This window comes from Mucilaginibacter mali (assembly GCF_013283875.1).
GTDB classification, from domain to species: Bacteria; Bacteroidota; Bacteroidia; order Sphingobacteriales; family Sphingobacteriaceae; genus Mucilaginibacter; species Mucilaginibacter mali.
Genome location: NZ_CP054139.1, coordinates 2481043 through 2501399, shown reverse-complemented (window position 1 = coordinate 2501399; position 20357 = coordinate 2481043). Strand labels below are relative to the sequence as shown.

Genomic DNA, 20357 nt, shown 5'->3' with positions numbered 1-20357 from the left:
ATGGATAAGCGGGCTGAAAATACATTAAAGGGATTAGCGATGCTGCTGGTGGCAGGACTCATCGGACTGGCATTTACAAAACAACAAAAGCCAACCATTTATATCATTGGCGATTCCACAACCAAAAATACCCTGCCGATGATGGGCTGGGGGACGGCATTTGCCGATTTTGTAGATACCAACCGCATTAGCGTGGCCAACCATGCTATGGCCGGGCGCAGTACCCGTACCTTTGTAAAGGAGGGCCGCTGGGATAAGGTAGATTCGCTGCTAAAACCGGGTGATTATGTGCTGATGGTTTTTGGCCATAACGAGGGCGCTAAACCCGGCATCCCGCCGCCAAACCCTGATGCTAATGGCCGTGCTACCGGGCGTGGCGTGTTGAAAGGCATAGGCGAGGATACCGTACATTTAACCTGGCCCGATGGCAAACTGGAGATCGTGCACACTTTTGGTTGGTATTTCCGCAAGTTTATCCGCGAAGCCAAGTCAAAAGGCGCTACACCGATGGTGCTATCTATGATACCGCATGATGTTTTTAAAGATGGCAAGGTGCCCCGCGCCGATCAGAACTACGGCCTGTGGTCGAAACAGGTAGCCGAGCAGGAGGGCGTGATCTTTATCGATATGAATAATATCGCTGCCGATAAATACGAGAAAATGGGCGCCGATTCGGTAGCCAAAATTTTCGCCGCCGATAAAACGCATACTAATAAAATGGGTGCGGCGGTGAACGCGCAATCTGTTGTTGATGGTATCCGTGCCAACCCTAAAAATCCCCTGAATCAATATTTACTCAATAAATGAAAAAGATAAAATACGTTTTCGCCCTGCTGATGATGGTTGTTATCGGTTCGGCATTCATCCAGCAAAAGCCTACGTTGTATATGGTGGGCGACTCGACCATGCATAATAACGATAAGGAATTATGGGGCTGGGGTACCACCATTGCCTGGCAGCTGGATACTAACCGTATAACTGTGGTAAACAGCGCCATGGCCGGTCGCAGCACACGCTCGTTTACCCGCGAAGGCCGTTGGGCTAAGGTGGTTGCATCATTAAAACCCGGCGACTTTGTAATTATGGGTTTCGGCCACAATGAAGGGTCGAAGCCGGATACCGCTAAAAAGAACGGCGACCGTGGCGTATTAAGGGGCATCAGCGACGATTCGGTTACCCTTAATTGGGCTAACAAAGCGCCAGAGGTGGTGCATACTTACGGTTGGTATTTCCGCAAATTTATCCGCGAAGCGAAAGCAAAAGGTGCTAACCCTATTGTAGTTTCGATGATACCGCGCCGTGAATGGGATAAGGACGGGAAAATTATCCTGGCCGATAAAGACTATGGCCTGTGGGCTAAACAGGTAGCCGAGCAGGAAAATGTACCTTTTGTGGATGTGAATACCATCACCGCCAATAAATACAACCAGCTAACCCGCGAACAGGTTTTCGCGCTGTTTGGTACCGACCACACGCATACCAATAAAGCCGGTGCCGAAATTAACGCCCAATCTTTTGTTGAGGGGTTAAAATTACAGCCATCCATCGCATTGAATAATTACGTGAAGAAATAATATTGATGATGAACGCAAAGAGTTTCATACGCAAACATACTGGTTTAATGATTTTGACAACGGCTATCATATCGCTGTCGTCATTTATGTTCATTAAACCGCAGGATAAGCCCACTTTTTATATGATCGGCGATTCGACCGTGAAGAACGGCCGCGATGATGGTCAGAAAATGGGCTCGGATGGACAGTGGGGATGGGGGCATTATATTCACGAATACTTTGATACTACCCGGATAAATATTGAGAATGATGCGCTTGGCGGCACCAGCAGCCGGTCGTTTATTAACATGGGTTTGTGGGATAAGGTACTGGCCAAAGTAAAGCCGGGCGATTATGTGATCATGCAGTTCGGCCATAACGATAACGGCCCGCTGGATGATACGGCCCGTGCCCGCGGCACTTTTAAAGGCGTTGGCGACGAGCAAAAGGAGGTGTACAACCCTATGAAATACATGCAAAAACAGGAAGTGGTGCACAGCTACGGATGGTATATGCGCAAGTATATTAACGATGCCAAAGCTAAAGGCGCTATCGCCATCATCTGCTCGCCTATACCGCGTAATGATTGGAAGGACGGTAAATCATCAGGCCGCAATATGACCAACAATTATGGTGCATGGGCTAAGGAAGTAGCGCAGCAAACCGGCGCTTACTTCATCGATCTGAACACCATGATCTGCGATTTTTATGATAAGGAAGGCGAAGCCAAAGTGCGTGCCACTTATTTCCATGCCGACCATACCCATACCATCGAGGCCGGCGCTAAAGAGAATACCAAATTTGTGATTGCCGGTATCAAATCGTACCCTGATCTAACCCTAAATAAATTTCTGAAATAGTGCCTGCATATCTTAAACATATCAGTTTATTGGCCGCATTCGCGGGATGGTTTGGAGTTTCAAGTTATGCGCAATCGGTAGAAGAGCATACTGTAGCGTTAGGTAAGTATCCTGCTTATGTGGAGAACAATCATTTTAAACAGGGAACCAACGTCGATCCGAAAGGTCAAAAGTTCGATCTGAACAACTGGTACCTGCGCCGGGGTGGTAAACCAGTTTTGCCGATAATGGGCGAGTTCCATTATTCGCGCTACCCCCGTGCCGAGTGGGAGCAGGCCCTGCTGCAAATGAAGGCGGCGGGTATACAGGTTATCGCCCTGTATAACTTCTGGAATCATCACGAGGAGGAAGAAGGGCATTTTCGTTTTGATGATAACCGGGATGTGCGTTACTTTTTGCAATTGTGTGCTAAACACGGCTTGCAGGCTGTAGTACGCGTTGGGCCATGGGCGCATGGCGAAGCCCGTAATGGTGGTTATCCTGATTGGTATGTAAAAAAACGTTTAAAAAGCGGCACCGACCGTGCCAGTACCAACGGCAACATCCAGCCCGAGGTTGTTACCTGGTATACCGAACTGGCTAAACAATTTAAAGGACTTTACTATAAAGATGGCGGCCCTATTATTGGCTTGCAGGTTGATAACGAAGTGCGCAGCACCAGTCCGCAAAGCGCGGGTTACCAGTATATGGCCGCTTTGAAAAAGTTGGCTGTAAGCCTTGGGATGGACGTGCCGTTTTACGTAGTAACCGGTTGGCCCGGGCCAATTGTGCCCGAGGATGACGTATTACCACTTTGGGGCGGTTATGCCGAAGCACCGTGGACGCAGAATACTAAGGAACTTCCGCCAAATAACCTTTATACATTTATTACCGACCGCCGCGATAAAAACATTGGGAACGATATTAATAAACCTGTTGCCGAAGAAGCCAGTCAGCCCATATACCGCCATCCGTTTTTAACAGTGGAGATGGGGCCGGGGATCCAAATTACCTATTTACGCCGTCCAATTATTAAACCGGCAGATGTAATGGGTATGCTATATACTCGTTTAGGTACTGGCGCTAATATGCTGGGTTACTATGTTTTCCATGGTACGCAGCACCCGCTAAGTTGGGATGGTAGTTACCCAACGCAGGAATCGAAGACAGGTATTTATCCGTATCCAAACGATTATCCCCTGATATCGTACGATTTCCAGGCACCGCTCAATGAATGGGGATATCCCCGCGAAAGTTATCACGATTTGAAATTGCTGCATCAGTTCATCAGCAGCTATACCGAAAAACTGGCGCCTATGTTCAGTACCATCCCGGCAGATAACCCGTCTAAGCCTGATGATATGCAGACCTTGCGTTACGCGGTGCGTAATAAAGGTAATTCGGGATTTGTGTTTTTCAATAATTACACCCGTCATGCAAATATGGCTGCCCACCAGGCGGCGTTTATCATTAAAACGGCTGGCGAAACGATACGTATCCCCGAAAAAGGCGGCATTAATATTAGCGATGGCGACTATGGCGCGCTACCGTTCAATGATAATGCAGGTGGTTTACTGATCAAATACGCTACAGTTCACCCATCAGCTGTTTTGGGCAATAGCTATTTTTACTATCCTATCGGCAACATCAAGCCAGAATTTAAACTGGATAACAAAACCATTGCCCAAATAACTTTCGCAAGCGGTAAAGCGGTTAAGGATGGCGGCTTTACCTATCTTACAGATATCAAGCCGGGTAAAAATTGTGTGGCAAGTATTACCACAAAGTCGGGTAAAAAAGTAAAGCTTATCATCTTAACTAAAGAAGAAGCAAAAAATAGTTACACATTTGATATAAAGGGAATTAAAACTTTACTGATAGCCGATAAACAGGCGTTTTATGATGAGGTAAAGGACTCGCTAACGATACGTTCTGTCGGCAACGAGAAGTTCTCGTTTTATACTTATCCGGCCATCCGGGTAAAGAATAAAGATGTGCATGCGGCTACCACAACAGGTATATTTAACCGTTACGATGTGGCGTTGAAGTCTGCCGCTCGGGTAGATGTTCCGTTTAAACAAGTATCGGATGATAAGCGGATGAATCAATACGCTTCAGCCATTGGGCAAACACCTTTAAAGCCGGCTTATGGCGTTAACTATTTAGATACCTTGCCTTACAAGGCGTACGAGTTATCGCTGCCAAAACGTTTGCCCGCTAATGTATACGATGTTTTAATATTCATTAATTACCAGGCAAATACAGCGGCTATCTACGCTAATGGTAAAATTATCGCCGACGACTATTATGGCCTTGGCGCTATGCCTTTCAGCCTGCGCCGCGAGCAGCAGCATTTAGCGGGCGATAAATTTATGCTGCAGTTAACGCCAATGATTGGTAAAACTAATATTTACTTTGAGCCGGGAACGGATACTAATTTTAAGGATAATAGCCATGCCGTGCTTAATGGCATAACAACTACGCCGGTTTACCAGGTAGTGTTTTAAACAATGGAACGCAGAGAATTTATACAGCAGATAGGGGTAGCTTCGGCACTGGCATTAATGCCGGGACTGGTTTTGGCTGATGGCGACCACGTATCGGCCTTTGCTAAAAAGCTGAAGCCTGTGGGCCGTACGTTGGAAATGGAGGGCTATTACGTATGGTGCAATAGCCCGATAGAGGGGCCGGATGGCAAGATCCATGTATTCTTTTCGCGCTGGGCAGAATCAAAAAAGATGAGTGGCTGGATAAACGGATCGGAGATCTGCCATGCCGTAGCCGATACGCCCGAAAGCGAGTTTGCATTTAAAAGCGTGGTGCTGGCGCCACGTGGCCCCGGTTTTTGGGATGCCACTACTTGTCACAACCCATCCATCAAATTTGTTGATGGCAAGTATTGCCTGTTTTTTATGGGCAACAGTAATGGCAAGACTAACACCAAACGTATAGGCCTGGCCATTGCCGATTCGCTGAACGGGCCATGGACACGACCCGATTCGCCACTGCTGCTGCCCGGTCCGGAGGGTGCCTGGGACGATCATTGCACCACCAATCCGGCATTCATCAAACATCCCAACGGGCAATACTGGTTGTTCTATAAATCGTGGAATACCAAAGAGTACGAGACCGGTACCGACCCGCTGGTGAAGGGAAACCGCAAGTACGGGCTGGCCATGTCAGATAAGTTGGAGGGGCCGTACGTGAAATATGATGGTAATCCGGTTATCGATTTCTCGGGCAAGGGCAATAACGCTCAGTTGGAGGATGCTTTTGTTTGGATGGATAAAGGCAAATTTAATATGCTGGCCCGGGATATGGGTTGGTATAATCACCAGGATGGTTTGATCATGACATCAAAAACCGGCAAAAAATGGAACGAGCCGGAGATCGCTTACTTCAATGCCGATTATTACCATATCCAGCAGCCGCCACCGCCAAAATACCTGAATAAGTACGGGCGTTTTGAACGGCCACAACTGCTGTTTCAAAAAGGGAAGCCCACTTATTTGTTCACTACATCGCAGGGGGGCAAGTATATGACCGCCGCACCGTTTATATTTAAAATTGAATCGTAATTATATCCAATGAAGAAAATATTATCCGTTATCGTCATTACAAGTTTTTCGCTGGGCTTCACGCAGGCACAAAAAGCCGTGCAAAAGATAGATCGTAAAGCTTTGGTGACCAGGCATAACGTAGTGAACAAGTGGATGGATACTTTAGCCTCGCTTACCGTTGGTAACGGCCGATTCGCGTTTACAGTAGATGCTACCGGTCTGCAAACTTTTCCGGAGCATTATGCCAAGGGCGTACCGTTAGGCACACAATCGGAATGGGGTTGGGGCAAGTTCCCTAACAGCGGCGATTTTAAATTTGAGGAAACGCTGAAGACCTACCATTTTAACGGGCACGAGGCCAGCTATTCTACACAAGGCAATTCATCGCAGCGTACTAAAGACGCGGTGAACTGGTATCGCGAAAACCCGCATCGCCTGCAACTGGGCAACCTGGGTTTTGTGCTATTGCATAAGGATGGCAGCGAAGCTAAACCATCGGATATCCAAAACATCCGCCAGGAATTGAACCTATGGACAGGCGGCATCAGCAGTAGTTTTACTTTTGATGGCGAGGGTGTAAAAGTGCAAACCTACGGCAGTAAATGGAACGATGCCATCGGTGTAAGCGTACAGTCGGGGTTGTTGAGGCAGGGCCGTTTGAAAGTACGCGTTCGTTTCCCGTTCCCTACCAACCAGTTTGCCGATATGGGCGTGAATTACAAGAACGCGGATAAGCATACTTCGCGGATCGCCTCTTCGGCAAATGGCAGGGCTACCGTATCGCATGATATTAACGGACTAAACTACCAGGTAAATATCAACTGGACCGGCCAGGCAAAACTTGACGAAGGCAGGCCGCATGAATTTGTTTTAACACCAAATCAAAATAGCGATCAGTTGGAGGTGAGTTTCGATTTTGAATATCTTACCAAAAAGGTGTTTACCCAGGTTGGCTTTGGTTCAATTAAAAGCAGCAGCGTAACCGGCTGGCAAAAATATTGGGCATCTGGCGGCGCGATCGACCTTGCAGGCAGTACCGACCCACGGGCTAAGGAACTGGAACGTCGCATTGTACTATCGCAATACATTATGGGTGTGCAGGGCACAGGGCAATATCCGCCACAGGAAACCGGCCTGACCTACAACAGCTGGTATGGTCGCCCGCATTTGGAGATGCATTGGTGGCATGATGTGCATTTTGCCCTGTGGGGCCGCCCGCAACTGATGGAGAATAGTTTGGGCTGGTATAATAAGATCAAGGATCAGGGTCTTGCCATTGCGCAGCGACAGGGTTATAAAGGTATCCGCTGGCCAAAAATGACCGATCCCTGGGGTAATGAAAGCCCATCGTCGGTAGGGGCGTTCCTCATCTGGCAGCAGCCGCATTTTATTTATATGTCAGAGTTGGCTTATCGCGCGCATCCCAATAAGGAAACGCTGGATAAGTATAAGAATATGGTATTCGCCACGGCCGAGTTTATGGCTTCATTCGCTTATTTTGATAAGGAAACTAACCGCTATATTTTGGGTAAGGGTATCATCCCATCACAGGAAGTGCACAAGGCCGACCTGACCTTTAACCCGCCTTACGAACTCACTTACTGGGACTGGGCGCTGAACGTAGCACAGGAATGGAAAAAACGCCTTGGCTTGCCGCGTGATAAGGACTGGGATACCGTGATGCAAAAACTATCGGCACTGCCGCAAAAAGACGGTGTTTATTTGGAGGCAGAAAGCGCGCCCGATTCGTATACTAATCCAAAGGATATTACCGACCATCCATCAACTTTAGCTGCTTATGGTATGATGCCGATGAGCAAAATGATGGATACTACCGTGATGCATAAAACCTTTGATGTAATTTGGAAAGGCTGGAACTGGCCCGAAACATGGGGCTGGGATTTCCCAATGACGGCCATGACCGCGGCACGTTTAAACCTGCCCGAAAAAGCTATTGAGGCACTGTTGATGCCAATAAAAACCAATACCTATCTGCCCAACGGACATAATTACCAGGACGGTCGCTTAACCATCTACCTGCCCGGAAATGGTGGTTTATTAACGGCTGTAGCCATGATGGCCGCCGGATGGGATGGCAGCAAAGGCAACACGCCAGGTTTTCCGAAGGATGGAAAGTGGAACGTGAAGTGGGAGGGGTTGAAGCGGATGCCGTAGCCCCAAATCGTCATTGCGAAGAGCGTAGCGATGTGGCAATCCCCGATAAGCAGAGTCGCTCACCAAGCCGGGGATTGCCACGCTATCGCTCGCAATGACGAGATGGTGTAGGACAATGACTTAAAGAATAACCTGATCGAAAATATGATGAATATGAAAACTACAATTTGTTTGGGGGTGACGCTGGCTTTAACGGCCAATGTATTTGCACAAAAATTACCCGCTAAAACCAAGGTATTGGCTGATATGACTTTGGCCAACAAGTATTTTATGGATAAATGGCCCGACCCGGGTGCTAAGGTAACCGTAAAGGGCGTTACCCGCGAAAGTACATTATGGACAAGGGCCGTTTACTACGAGGGCCTGATGGCGATGTATAAGCTCGACCCACAGAAGAAGTATTACGACTATGCCGTGCAGTGGGGCGAAACCCACAACTGGAACCCGCGCGACAGCAAGATCACCCGTAATGCTGATAACCAGTGTGCCGCGCAAACTTATATCGACCTTTACCTGATCGATAAAAAGCCGGAGCGTATTGCCAAAATGCAGGAATGCGTTGACCTGATGGTGAACAGCGAGAAGAAAGACGATTGGAACTGGATTGACGCCCTGCAAATGGCCATGCCGGTATTTGCCAAATTTGGGGTAATGTATAACGATAACAAGTACTTCGAGAAGATGTACGATATTTATATGTACAGCAAAACCGTGCACGGCGGCAAAGGTTTATACAACACTACCGACCACCTTTGGTGGAGGGATAAGGACTTTGTGCCACCTTACAAAGAACCAAACGGTGCCGATTGCTACTGGTCGCGTGGAAATGGCTGGGTAGTGGCCGCTTTGGCACGTGTGCTGGAAATTATGCCAAAGAACGCGCCTCACCGTGATGAGTATGAAACCGTGTTTAAGGAAATGGTTGAGGCCCTGATCCCGCTGCAGCGCGAGGATGGTTACTGGAATGTGAGCTTGAAAGACCCATCACACTTTGGCGGTAAGGAGTTATCGGGTACAGCATTATTTACCTACGGTATGGCCTGGGGCATCAATCACGGCGTTTTAAATAAGAAAACCTACCTGCCTATATTAACCAAAGCATGGAACGCCATGAGCACCGAATGTTTACATCCTGATGGTATGCTGGGCTATGTGCAAGGCACCGGCAAGGAGCCAAAAGACGGCCAGCCGGTGGGTTATGATAACTTTCCTGATTTTGAGGATTATGGACTGGGGTGCTACCTGTTAGCCGGTAGTGAGGTTTATAAGTTGACGAAGTAAGCGATATCTTAAAGAAAGAAAGGCCCAATAACGTACACTATTGGGCCTTTCTTTCTTTACCAAAAAAACGTCATCTTGAGTAATATAATCCCGTCGGCCTCTAATGGTTTTTATGACATGCCGATGAAAGCCCCCTCTAAATCTCCCCCAAAGGGGGAGACTTTGGAACCCTCTCCTCTGGAGAGGGCAGGGTGAGGCTTCAGCGGAAAACAAACATGTCATGGATAGCGATAGCGAAAGATCCAAAACTATACACAACGGCTCAGCTTGCCGGGGATCCTTCGCTATTGCTAAGGAAGACGTAGTGTTTAGCTTTGCTAATCCCTCCTGATCACACGCTCTCCATTCTGCACCGTCAACTTCAACCCGGCAAGATTAACATCTTCAACACGCTCTAACACAAAACCGCTCTTCGCGGTGATATCACAGTTTTTAAAAGTGACACCGCTGATAGGACTGTTAATCAGTCCATGCATATCGCCAACGGCATCAACATCACCGCTTACGTTAATGATCTTGATATTACGCACCACAGGCGGTACCGCCGACGGAGCCTTTGCCGGTCCAACCATGCGCCAGGCCATGTTAAACTCGAACGCTTTTTTGGTGCCGTGCAGTTTGATGTTCTGATAAGTGATGTCTTCTACCACACCCCCGCGGCTTGGTTGTGTTTTAAAGCGGATAGGCGCCCAGTTGTTCGAATCGACGATGCAATCTTTAACAACTACCTTGTTAATGCCGCCCGATGTTTCGCTGCCCATAGCCACGCCGCCATGCCCGTAGGCAAAATGGCATTTATCTATCAGGATATTGGTGCTTGGCCGGTTCACACGCAGCCCATCTTCGTCCTTGCCCGATTTAATAGAAATGCAATCATCGTTCACATCAATGGTCGATTCGGTGATATGTACGCCATCGCTGCTGTCGATATCCATCCCGTCGGAACTAAGGATGTTGTGGTCGGCGCTGATGTTAAGATTTTTTACCAGCACGTTTTTGCAATACAACACATGCAGGCACCAGACGGCCTGGTTGTGCAGGCGCAGGTCTTTAATGGTGATCCGCTCCGAATTAGATACGCAGATCATTCTTGGGTGGCCTAATCTTGGCCCGCTGCCGGGTGCGCGGCCGCGTTCCTTATCCCGTTTCAGCCATAAGTCGCCCGAGCCATCGATGGTGCCTTCACCGCTGATGATAGTGCCATCGCAATGGTCGGCATTAATAAAGGCTGATGTAAAGTTGCGTTCTTCGCCCTCCCAGCGGGTGGGTACCTGTGGGTAATCGTCCTGGTTGAGCGAACCTTTTAACACGGCACCTTTATCCACCCTTAAATTAACACCCTTTTTTAAAAATATCGCCCCGCTGATAAAGATGCCCCTGGGTACGACAACCGTCCCGCCGCCTTTAGCCGCGCACTCATCAATAGCCTGCTGGATACTTTTGGTGTTCATGGTCAAACTGTCACCTTTTGCGCCAAAATCGGTAATAATGTAGGTTTTATCCTTGCCCTGTTTAACCATCACAAACGATGAACAAATGATCAGTACCGCTGCCAGTGTATATATCTTTTTCATCGCTTTTTTATTTTGATGCGTGTACAATTATAAATTTGGTTTGATGCGCGCCTAACTCAAGCGGTAAAGTGGTCTGCCCGTTTTTCGCAACGGTCCCTGTGATGGCTGATACAGTGCCAGTGCCAGCATCCCATAATTCAGTTTTGCCCGTGCCGGCTACAGCGGCTTTTAAACTCTGCGATTGATCGCCCTCATTAAAAAAGAAGTACATTTCGGCGTCTTTCCATTTGCGGTGCAGGTATTTTACAGCAGGTGCAGCCTTATCAAGCGTAACATCTGCGGGGATCTGTTTTTTAATGATATCATCGGTCAGTTCGCTATTTACGGCCCAATTGATATTATCCTGTACTTTGGCATCGCGGTATGTTTTATCGGTTACTATAAATGGTACTTTGCCGGTGTAGATCACCTTGCCGCCTGATTGAGCGAACGCCTTTAACCTGGCAAGAGCCGGAGCAGTGAGAATACTGATAGTTGGCACAATAATTACTTTATAAGTTTGGCCGCTCAGATTGGTAAAGGTGCCCTTGCCGGCTTTAAAAACACTTTCCAGCGACTGGTTATCTACATAATCAAAATCAATTTGGTGTTCCAACAGTTGCTTGCTGATAGCCAAAAGACTTGTGTTGGCATCCTTATTGCCAAGCCACATGCTTTCGGTAGGGCAGTAGAGCCCAACCTGTGCCGCCGGGATACCGTTTGACAGGAGATAGGATGCACGGTTCGAATATTCCTCCAAAGCGGGGAAACCTGTTTCGGCCATATAACCCGATGCACCGCCACGACCACCGGCTGATGACGACCAAAACATAAACTCGAACAGATTGATACCCCGCACCAGTTGCTCGTTCACTACCCAGCGGGCATCGTCGACAGTTGGCTTGGGCGTATAAGCGGCAAAACTTTCACTAAGCGCCCTTGGATGGCCGTACAAGTGTGCAGCGGATGATGCCAGTTTAGGGAAATCGGCTACGTTATCGTACCAGATCTGGTGCCATATTGCGTCAACGCCGGGTATTTGCACGTAGCGCATATCCTTAAAAAAGTCGCCTTCGGTGCGGGCCAGGTCCATCAGCATATCTTCATGATCGATGTGGACCATATATTCCAATCCGTTTTGCGCGCACCAGTCGGCTTGGATCTTAAAGAAATTATCGCGGTACAGGTCGCTCCATACATCCCAAAAATCGGCCTTGGCCAGTTTTTGCTCCCTGGTGGCGTTTTGTGTGAAAAACGTCCCGATGTATGGTTTAATATCGTAACCCTTTTTATTTCTAAAAATATCATCTAAACCCGGTGTCCATGGGGTGAAGTTGTATTCTGGTTCATCGCCACGGAAACCTAAAACGGTTTTGCCAAACTCGTTGCCAATGTACTTTTTGTATTGTACATGCGTAAACTCCAAAAACTGCCGGGTAGCCGCGGGGTTCAGATAATCGCAAAGTGAATTGACCGTATCCTTGCCTCCCGTAGGGTTGTTTGCAGCCCGGGTAACCGATGTTTTAAAGCGGTGCTGTACCAACATGATTTGCCAGTCGCCTTGTTTAGCGGTCCAGTTCAACTGATGATTGCTGACGTCAATCATTTCGTTTGACTTAGTCTCGTTATTGACCGCTACTGCGCTAACGATGGAAGGATCTAAGGTTTGATTTGCCGTTTCGTCTTGTTTTAAGGAGATTCGCTTAGCAACCACCAAACCCTGCATCCGCAATTCAGGCTTTTCCTGACTGAATTTGCCGCCCGCGAAACCGCTGGGATATTTACCTTCGTCGATGATCCAAAGGCGCATGTCGCGCTTCTTCAACTCTTCAACTATGGTCTGCACGGTTTTAAACCAGCCATCCGATAGGTAGGGATCATTCATTTTATAACCGGCCTCGATAGTTACGCAACGGATGCCGCGGCTTTTCATATCGTCCAGATCCTTAATGATGCTTTCCCTGCTAATCGGTCCTGTTTGTCCCCAGGTTAAAGTTTGCGAATAAGCCACCGGGAACGATTTCAGGTGCGAGGCCATATCCGCATAAGTGGGTAGTGTTACCTTTTGCCACTGCGGGTTTTGTGCCAATGTTTTTAAGGTGCCAAATGCAAGGGCCGAGAGGAGGAGTATGTTTAATTTTTTCATGCTGTATATTTTATGGTTATGCGCAGAAGCGATCCATATCTGTAGACTCACCCCGACTGCGCTACGCTCGCCTACCCTCTCTCCGCTACGCGGAAAGAGGGTAGGCGTATTTTTTATATAGCGATAAGTTTCAAACCTGTTGCTATCGGTTCTCGTATACCCCCTCTTTCCGCGTAGCGGAGAGAGGGGGGGCGGGCGAAGCCACGACCGGGTGAGTCTTTTACCAATCCACCTTCACCAACTCAACCCCCTGCGCCTGCAATGTGGTTTTTACGTTAAGGTTTCCGTTGATGGTGTTCACTTTTTGCCCTTTACTCAAACTTTGCAGCATTCCTGCTTTTTCCAGTTGCGCTATCTGTGCCGGAGTTGGGTTTTGCGGCGATCCCATCTTTTTCCATACCTCGTACGAATTGCTGTGTGTCCAGTCGATCACATAGCGCGTTAATGTAACCGTTTTTGCAGGGAGGTTTGCTAATTGCAGCGATACCGGGCGAGGGGTGCGTGCATTGTCATCATCATGATAGTTCCACATCATTACCGCCGCGGTTTTATCGGTTGCTGATGCCAGTGCGCCAACATCGGGCTGTTTGCGTATGCCCGAATCCAATATGGGTTGCAAAGCATACATCGCATCGCTTTGAACACTGAGGCGCTTGCCCTTCATCATTCCAAACATGCGGAATACATTCAGTACCGGCTTATCCACACCATTGGTAGCCAGGTCGCGGAAGCCGGCAAACCAGGGCTGATCCTCGAACTCGAACGACCAGCTCACCGCGCCGATGAGATTGATATTGTACTGATCGGCAAGTTGATAAGCCCTTGCAAATGAAGCAGCTGTATAGCTTGAATAAAGTGTGCCATTACGGTAGGCATTTTCCGGATTGGTAGCCATACCACAGGCCGCACAGCCTTCCGGGTCCGATTCGCCGATGATAACCGGCAAGCCTTTAAGTTGCGGATAGGATGCGATCAGTTTGAACATGTTGTTCATGTTGCGCAGTTGGTTCAGGATACCCATACGCACCTGCCCGTTAGTTATTTTGGGTGATCCCTTAGCATGAAACAGCACTGCATCCAGCGGGGAGCCGATCTTACCGGTTACATAATTGGTATCTTTTAAACAATGGTTTAGGAAGCCGGTCAGGAACCGCATGCCACCACCGGTAACGTTACAACCGCCAATTTTAGCTTCGGGCAGCGCGCGTTTTACACCATCGGCAGCGTAATCGTACAGTTTATAAAATTCGGGGACAGTACCTTTCCAGTAAGCGCCATCGGGTTCGTTCCAAACTTCCCAATACCAGGAGGCCACCTCTTTGGCGCCATAACGGGCTACGCAATGCTTTACCCACTGGTAAACCAGTTCGCCCCATTTTTTATAATCTTTTGGGGGATAAGCCCAGCCGGTTTCTATCGCTTTATATTCCACACCCGGTTTCCAGTGGTGCTGGTAAGGTTCGGGATGGGTGGAGAGCGCCTCGGGCATAAAGCCCAATTGCGCCAGCGGTTTCATTCCGCGTTTAATATAGGTATCAAAAATACTGTCTACGATGCGGAAGTTATAAACCGGGTTGCCCCTGGCATCTTCGGTATAAATATTGGTCGATCCCCATTTTAGGGCGGGGGTGCCATCGCCGCTGGTCATCAGGTTGTGCGTGCGCATGTAAACCGGTACCGGGCTAAGCGCCGATAGTTCAGTGAGCAGCTTGCGGCCATCTTTCATGTAGGTGTAATTAGGCTCGTCATGCCCGAACCAGGCCCAGATGGGCTTCATATCGCCAACGGATCTATTAATATCGACATTGATATTGGTTGCCGTTTGTGGATTTTGCTGCGCGAATGCAAATGAATGAATGCCAATAATACACGCTACGAAAAAGGCTGCCTGGTACAGTTTCTTCATGATGGGTTACAGTAAGCGGGGATAAATAATGGGTTTATAAAAACTATTTAAATTTAATCAACACAATTATTAATCGTTGTTAATGTAACCAGATTTTTAGGCAAATCGGGATGGTGCAGGATGGAACACTCTGTAGAGACACGATACTTCGTGTCTTAGTACATTGCGTAGTGCCAGGTTATTATCAACGTAGCGGGCGACACGAAGTATCGTGTCTCTACAGAATCGCTTTATGGCTAAGTGCAAACAAAAAATGAATGAACAATATTCCCTTTAGCTATATTTTATTCAATATCTTTAAAGCCAAATCTACCGTCTGTTACATGAGGTTTACCTGGCCTTTTTGTTTGCTGCTGTTTTTACTGCCATGCCTGTTTTTGGGCGGGTGCACCGGAGATTTTTCGCAGCCGCCGGTAGCCAAAAAAGGAGTATTGGACCTGCGCCACCAATCATTTGAAAAGAAGATCGCCCTGAACGGCGAATGGGAATTTTACTGGCAGCAATTTATCGAACCCAATGATTCGGCAAAACATAAAGGCACCCTTGTAAAATTTCCCTTTAAATGGAACGGGTATAACCTTAACGGAGAGGAACTTCCCGCTTTCGGCTATGCCACCTATAAACTAACCGTATTGATACCGAAAGACAGTGTGCGCCTGCGCATTTCGGTACCTGATATGTATTGCGCTTACCGCTTTTTTATTAACGGCGATCCGGTGGCCGAGAATGGGCAGATCAGTACTTCGGCAAAAGGTTTTGAACCGCATTGGGCTTACGGCGGTGCCAACCTGCGCCGCGGGGTAGATACCTTGCACCTGGTATTGCAGGTAGCTAATTTTGTGCACAGCAAGGGCGGCGTAAGCAAACCCTTGTTTATTGCCAAACGCGATATTATTGAACTTGACCGCCGCCGTGCCGAAGCCATCGACCTGCTGCTGACCGGTTGCTTGCTGATGGGCGGCTTTTTCTTTTTGGGGCTGTACCTGCTGGGCAGTCGCGATAAGGCTATATTGCTGTTCTCGTTATATTCCATTGTTTACAGTTACCGCATTATCGGCACCGATAATTATGTGCTGCACAGCCTGCTGCCCAGTATACACTGGTACATAGCCGCCCGGCTGGAGTATGTGAGTTTGTTCCTTGGCCTGGGGCTGTTTGGCCTGTATACGCGCTATATTTACCCGCTTGATGCTAACAAGGCCGCGGTATATATCATCAATCTGCTTTGCTTCGCGTTTACCATTGCCTCTTTATGCCTTACGCCGTATTATTTTACCCAGCTGGTGAACCCCTTTTTGGTGGTGATGCTGTTTTGCCTGGTCTACATTCCGTTTGTATACGCGCGCGCTTACCGCAATAAACGCCCGGGGGCTATCTATTCGCTGATGAGCGCTGTGGCGCTGATGTCCGTTTTCGGCATATCGCTGTTTCATTACTGGGCGCTGATACCGCCTTTACAATTGCTGAGCTTTATCGGGTATTTGATGTTTTTCTTTCTGCAATCGCTTATCCTGTCGCACCGGGTATCGTTTGTATTAAAGAAGGCCCGTCGCGATGCCGAGCAGGGCCTGATAGCCAAAAGCGAGTTTTTGAGTACGATGAGTCATGAGATCCGTACGCCGCTTAACTCGGTGATAGGAATGGGGCACCTGCTGTTAAAGAATAACCCGCGCCCCGACCAGGTGGAGCATCTGGACGTAATGCTGTTCAGTGCCAACAACCTGCTGGCTATTGTGAACGATGTATTGGATTATAATAAGATAGAAGCCGGTAAGATCACCTTCGAACATATTGAGATGGATGTGGCCGCTATTGCCCGCAATGTGGTGGCCGCTTTAAAAGCTTCGGCGCAGGACAAGGGGATAGGGCTACGGATAAAAATTGATGAGGGGTTGACGCATAAGGTAATGGGCGACCCGACCCGCCTCTCGCAGGTGATGACCAATTTGGTGCATAATGCCATTAAGTTTACCCATATCGGTTATGTGCAGGTGGTTGTAAGCGTGAACGGGGAAACCGACCAAACCATCACGCTTAACATACAGGTGAAAGATACCGGCATTGGCATCCCGGTTGAAAAACAACAACTGATATTCGAACGTTTTACCCAGGCCGATTCGTCAACCTCGCGCGGCTTTGGGGGTACGGGTTTGGGATTGGCCATTACTAAGCGTATATTGGAACTCCAAAACGCGCAGCTGAATTTACATAGCGAGGAGGGCAAGGGCTCTACCTTCTATTTTATACAAACATTTGATAAAAGCGCGGCCAATGCCGAACAAATGCAGAAAGATAACTTACCGGCCGAAACGCAGCAACCCTTAACCGGTATTGCTATTTTGCTGGTGGAAGACAACCCCATGAACGTACTTGTGGCCCAAACCTACCTGAAGCGCTGGGGGGCCACTATTGATGTGGCCACAAACGGGCAGGAAGCCCTGGAGAAACTTGACGTTACCCGCCACCGCCTGGTGCTGATGGACCTGCACATGCCCGTGATGGACGGTTACGAATCGGCCAAAAAAATGCGCGCCAGCAATGTGGCTGTACCTATTATAGCCCTAACCGCCAACTTACCCAAGGAGGTAGAGGAGCAAACCATACAAGCGGGTATTGATGATGTAATGGTGAAGCCATTCCTGCCGGATGAGTTGTATCGGATGGTGTTGCATTATGTGTTTAGGAGGGGGTAGGCTATATTCTCTACTCATGTTTTTAATTACCTCAATCAATTGCGTTCGAACTCTAAGGGGAGCTCAATCCTCTAAAAAAGCCTTTAGTAATTTGTTTAGATTTTGTTCTCTTGATGAACTAATCTTAAAAAATGCATAGCCATTGGCTGGATTTCATTATTACCCATTGCAAGCAGTGGAGATATCTTTATGAATACACATCGGAAGTAACAAGACCGCATATAAAACTTTCGAAATTCTTAGCTAAAAAGGTCTTTTTGTAACCAGATTCCTGGTCAATGTGAACAACTTCAGGTTCGCCATTCTTACCGCAATTTGAATAATCAAGCATTACCATATCGTGTCCTGCCGAAGGGCAATCGCAAATAAAAATACCTGTGTTTGGGTAGCCCCACTTGTCAATCATAAACTGACTACCTAAACTTCCACATAGAGAATAACTTTTATTTCTTCCTATACTCATGATCCCAGTAATTGCGATATGGTTTTCTGCCCAGGTAGTAGGTTCTGATGTTGGGTAACAATCATTTTTAGGAATTCCCCCATTATGCAACTTCATTAACTCAATATATGAAGCCGGTAGTTTATAACCAAGTTCATCTTCAATTGATTTAATTAACTGATCTGTCGGCTTTTCTTCGATATACTCTTGAAGCGCATATTCGCTGTCATCCCAAAAGTTTGAAAAATCGAAGTCTTTAAATATTTCCATTTATTACTATCCCACGCGATGAATGGCTAATCTATTAATAATATGCATGATTGCCACATTTAATTGCAAATACCGCAGCCAGCCTACTGATTCAACTTCTTCATCTCACTCTCATAACTACTATAATTAGAATAAGGCTCATTAATACGACTATTGGGTTTTAAATAAATGCAGCCATTAACGTTATCAATGATCCAATTGAAATGGTTAAGGATCACATTACCAAAATAAGTTCCGGTTCTTCGGGCCGCGGGTTTTGTGGGGTCGGCGGCGTTGGTTACAATGTCTTTAAAGGTTACGCCGGCAATGGTTGCGTCAAGCCTGATGATTTTGCGTCCGTTTATCATGGTCAATTCTTTCAGATTTTCCCAAACGCCGGGTTGTTCTGTAAATTCCTGGCCGATCAGCATGGTGCCGTCGCGCCCGGTATCCATGCCCACCCAAAAGATATATTTTTTGCCGTTTTGTACAATATTTGTTTTAAGGCTCAGCCGGTTAACCAGTGGTTGCTTTACGAAGCTTTTGGCATTGACAGGTAGCTTATCGTGCACAATAAACAGGTGTTTATCGTAATCAATTTCAATGATCTTATGGCGTAAAAGATTGTAGCCGATAATCAGGTCTTCACCGGGCTGCATATTACCGGTTTCTACAAACGACATGCTGTTGAAATGGAGACGGCCCACAGTAAGTTTATTATTCACGCTTTTACGCACCTCGTTAACACCCTGCGAATTACTCAGGATGGTTTTACCCCCAAAAACAAGTTTCAACCTTTCGGACGATGCCTTGCTGACACAGGCGGCATTGGCGCCGGTATCAAACTGAATACTCACGGTATCCTTCCCGTTAAGTATCCCCGGCAAATAGATCCTCGATCCTTTTAATGTAAATGATATGGTATCAGGGAAGGAGCCGCCCGGGCTTAACGCCCGCGTTGCCGGGTCATCCTTAGCGCTGATGCGGACATGGCAGCTGTCTTTATCATTAATCAGCACGATCAGGTCGTAATCATTTCCAAACTTTGTTTTAAAGCTAACCTGGCCCTGATCGGTTGCCAGGGTTACTTTGCCTGGCCGGCGCGGTACGTTTACATAATAAACATCGGTCTTAACTTTAGGGTCCAGATCCCATGGCATTTTTATCATTCCATCGTAAATAGTGGAATGCCTGGTGGTAGATCTTATTACAGGGATTTTCTTTTGTGCTAAAGCAGGTATGCCCAGGGCGAGGCATAGTAACAATATAGATGCGCACCTTGACGTGATTTTTGTGTAAGCCATTTTTATTGTTTTTATAGTTCCAAAGGAAAATAAAAACCTAAAGTTATCTGTACGACACCCGCCGCCAAATGGCCGACAACAGCCCGCCAAATGATCAAATGGTTATATAATGCTGAAACCGATGTCAATGCGTAGCACTTTGTTCCGGTCTATTGTCACCGCGTTTATCAGTATAATAAAAGTGTTTACCAGTACCCATACAATAGGGATCAGCATCATATACTTGCTCCTGATGGCAAACCAGTCGTTCAACATCATAACACTTAAAACCAATACTACGGCGATCAGCGTCCATACAATTTGTATGGTAACAATTTTCCGTGTAAGCGGGTTAAACTGTTTCTTCGCAAACATAATAAGCAGCGGCACTACGATATTTAAAGGTGGAGCGAACATGAAGGGGAAGGCCGAAAGGTTGATCAGTTTTAACCACTTGGTATCTTTTGCTGAGATCGCCTCCTGCTTCCCGGTCAGTTCATCTTCGCTTATACCTAATCCTTTGGCCAGCGCCTTTAAGGTGTATCCCTTCGGATTAGTGCCCGCTTCGATGCGCTGAATAGTGCGCACCGAAACGCCTGATTTTTCAAACAGCTCTTCCTGGGTTAGATTAAGTTTTTGCCGGATGGCCAATAATCTCGACATACAAGTTTTTCACC

General features: G+C 47.4%; 14 protein-coding genes. 8 read left to right on the top strand and 6 right to left on the bottom strand.

From position 1 onward, the window contains the following. The 7 genes from HQ865_RS10565 (at window position 1) to HQ865_RS10535 (ending at window position 9408) form a co-directional block, all read left to right on the top strand. Window positions 1-807 (top strand): rhamnogalacturonan acetylesterase, encoded by an 807-nt coding sequence (locus HQ865_RS10565; protein ID WP_173414873.1) that lies wholly within the window; start codon window positions 1-3, stop codon window positions 805-807. Then, on the top strand, window positions 804-1574 hold the full coding sequence (locus tag HQ865_RS10560) for a rhamnogalacturonan acetylesterase (RefSeq protein ID WP_173414872.1): 771 nt from the start codon (window positions 804-806) through the stop codon (window positions 1572-1574). Before HQ865_RS10565 ends, HQ865_RS10560 begins: the two co-directional genes overlap by 4 nt. Window positions 1575-1621: 47 nt before the next feature. Next, window positions 1622-2413, top strand: a complete 792-nt coding sequence (locus HQ865_RS10555; protein ID WP_173414871.1) for a rhamnogalacturonan acetylesterase — start codon at window positions 1622-1624, stop codon at window positions 2411-2413. Continuing rightward, window positions 2413-4899: a beta-galactosidase gene (locus tag HQ865_RS10550; RefSeq protein ID WP_173414870.1), complete on the top strand. Its 2487-nt coding sequence runs from the start codon at window positions 2413-2415 to the stop codon at window positions 4897-4899. Before HQ865_RS10555 ends, HQ865_RS10550 begins: the two co-directional genes overlap by 1 nt. A 3-nt stretch (window positions 4900-4902) precedes the next feature. After that, window positions 4903-5970: a glycoside hydrolase family protein gene (locus HQ865_RS10545; RefSeq protein WP_173414869.1), complete on the top strand. Its 1068-nt coding sequence runs from the start codon at window positions 4903-4905 to the stop codon at window positions 5968-5970. 9 nt (window positions 5971-5979) lie between these two features. Further along, window positions 5980-8127 carry a hypothetical protein gene (locus HQ865_RS10540; RefSeq protein WP_173414868.1) on the top strand — a complete coding sequence of 716 codons (2148 nt, stop codon included), beginning with the start codon at window positions 5980-5982 and terminating at the stop codon, window positions 8125-8127. Between the two features lie 153 nt (window positions 8128-8280). Next, window positions 8281-9408 carry a glycoside hydrolase family 88/105 protein gene (locus HQ865_RS10535; protein ID WP_173414867.1) on the top strand — a complete coding sequence of 376 codons (1128 nt, stop codon included), beginning with the start codon at window positions 8281-8283 and terminating at the stop codon, window positions 9406-9408. Window positions 9409-9725: 317 nt separating this feature from the next. Here the strand turns inward: HQ865_RS10535 and HQ865_RS10530 are convergent, their stop codons facing one another. The 3 genes from HQ865_RS10530 to HQ865_RS10520 all read right to left on the bottom strand — a co-directional run bounded on the left by HQ865_RS10530 (window position 9726) and on the right by HQ865_RS10520 (window position 15013). After that, the gene (locus HQ865_RS10530) at window positions 9726-10982 is read right to left on the bottom strand and encodes a glycoside hydrolase family 28 protein (RefSeq protein ID WP_173414866.1); all 1257 of its coding nucleotides are present in this window, start codon (window positions 10980-10982) and stop codon (window positions 9726-9728) included. A gap of 7 nt (window positions 10983-10989) precedes the next feature. Further along, a complete protein-coding gene (locus tag HQ865_RS10525) occupies window positions 10990-13107 on the bottom strand; it encodes a glycosyl hydrolase (protein WP_173414865.1) in 2118 nt (705 codons plus the stop codon). 220 nt (window positions 13108-13327) lie between these two features. After that, window positions 13328-15013, bottom strand: coding sequence for a GH39 family glycosyl hydrolase (locus tag HQ865_RS10520; RefSeq protein WP_173414864.1), 1686 nt, complete (start codon window positions 15011-15013; stop codon window positions 13328-13330). Between the two features lie 323 nt (window positions 15014-15336). Here HQ865_RS10520 and HQ865_RS10515 point away from each other — a divergent pair, with 323 nt between their 5' ends. Beyond that, complete coding sequence (locus HQ865_RS10515; RefSeq protein WP_173414863.1) at window positions 15337-17706, top strand: ATP-binding protein; 2370 nt, start codon at window positions 15337-15339, stop codon at window positions 17704-17706. Window positions 17707-17893: 187 nt separating this feature from the next. Here HQ865_RS10515 and HQ865_RS10510 read toward each other — a convergent pair whose 3' ends face one another. From HQ865_RS10510 to HQ865_RS10500, 3 genes are all read right to left on the bottom strand, one after another. Continuing rightward, complete coding sequence (locus HQ865_RS10510) at window positions 17894-18418, bottom strand: SMI1/KNR4 family protein (RefSeq protein ID WP_173414862.1); 525 nt, start codon at window positions 18416-18418, stop codon at window positions 17894-17896. An 83-nt stretch (window positions 18419-18501) separates the two neighbouring features. Further along, window positions 18502-19701, bottom strand: coding sequence for a retropepsin-like aspartic protease (locus HQ865_RS10505; RefSeq protein WP_173414861.1), 1200 nt, complete (start codon window positions 19699-19701; stop codon window positions 18502-18504). A gap of 102 nt (window positions 19702-19803) precedes the next feature. Next, entirely contained in the window at window positions 19804-20343 is a 540-nt protein-coding gene (locus tag HQ865_RS10500; protein WP_173414860.1) for a helix-turn-helix domain-containing protein, read from the bottom strand. Between the last annotated feature and the right edge of the window lie 14 nt (window positions 20344-20357).

What these genes read in the sequence shown, in the direction of transcription:
- HQ865_RS10560 (WP_173414872.1), top strand. Translation starts at nt 804, where the DNA reads ATGAAAAAGATAAAATACGTTTTCGCCCTGCTGATGATGGTTGTTATC.
- HQ865_RS10565 (WP_173414873.1), top strand. Translation starts at nt 1, where the DNA reads ATGGATAAGCGGGCTGAAAATACATTAAAGGGATTAGCGATGCTGCTG.
- HQ865_RS10535 (WP_173414867.1), top strand. Translation starts at nt 8,281, where the DNA reads ATGAAAACTACAATTTGTTTGGGGGTGACGCTGGCTTTAACGGCCAAT.
- HQ865_RS10555 (WP_173414871.1), top strand. Translation starts at nt 1,622, where the DNA reads ATGATTTTGACAACGGCTATCATATCGCTGTCGTCATTTATGTTCATT.
- HQ865_RS10510 (WP_173414862.1), bottom strand. Translation starts at nt 18,418, where the DNA reads ATGGAAATATTTAAAGACTTCGATTTTTCAAACTTTTGGGATGACAGC.
- HQ865_RS10525 (WP_173414865.1), bottom strand. Translation starts at nt 13,107, where the DNA reads ATGAAAAAATTAAACATACTCCTCCTCTCGGCCCTTGCATTTGGCACC.
- HQ865_RS10500 (WP_173414860.1), bottom strand. Translation starts at nt 20,343, where the DNA reads ATGTCGAGATTATTGGCCATCCGGCAAAAACTTAATCTAACCCAGGAA.
- HQ865_RS10520 (WP_173414864.1), bottom strand. Translation starts at nt 15,013, where the DNA reads ATGAAGAAACTGTACCAGGCAGCCTTTTTCGTAGCGTGTATTATTGGC.
- HQ865_RS10540 (WP_173414868.1), top strand. Translation starts at nt 5,980, where the DNA reads ATGAAGAAAATATTATCCGTTATCGTCATTACAAGTTTTTCGCTGGGC.
- HQ865_RS10515 (WP_173414863.1), top strand. Translation starts at nt 15,337, where the DNA reads ATGAGGTTTACCTGGCCTTTTTGTTTGCTGCTGTTTTTACTGCCATGC.
- HQ865_RS10530 (WP_173414866.1), bottom strand. Translation starts at nt 10,982, where the DNA reads ATGAAAAAGATATATACACTGGCAGCGGTACTGATCATTTGTTCATCG.
- HQ865_RS10505 (WP_173414861.1), bottom strand. Translation starts at nt 19,701, where the DNA reads ATGGCTTACACAAAAATCACGTCAAGGTGCGCATCTATATTGTTACTA.
- HQ865_RS10545 (WP_173414869.1), top strand. Translation starts at nt 4,903, where the DNA reads ATGGAACGCAGAGAATTTATACAGCAGATAGGGGTAGCTTCGGCACTG.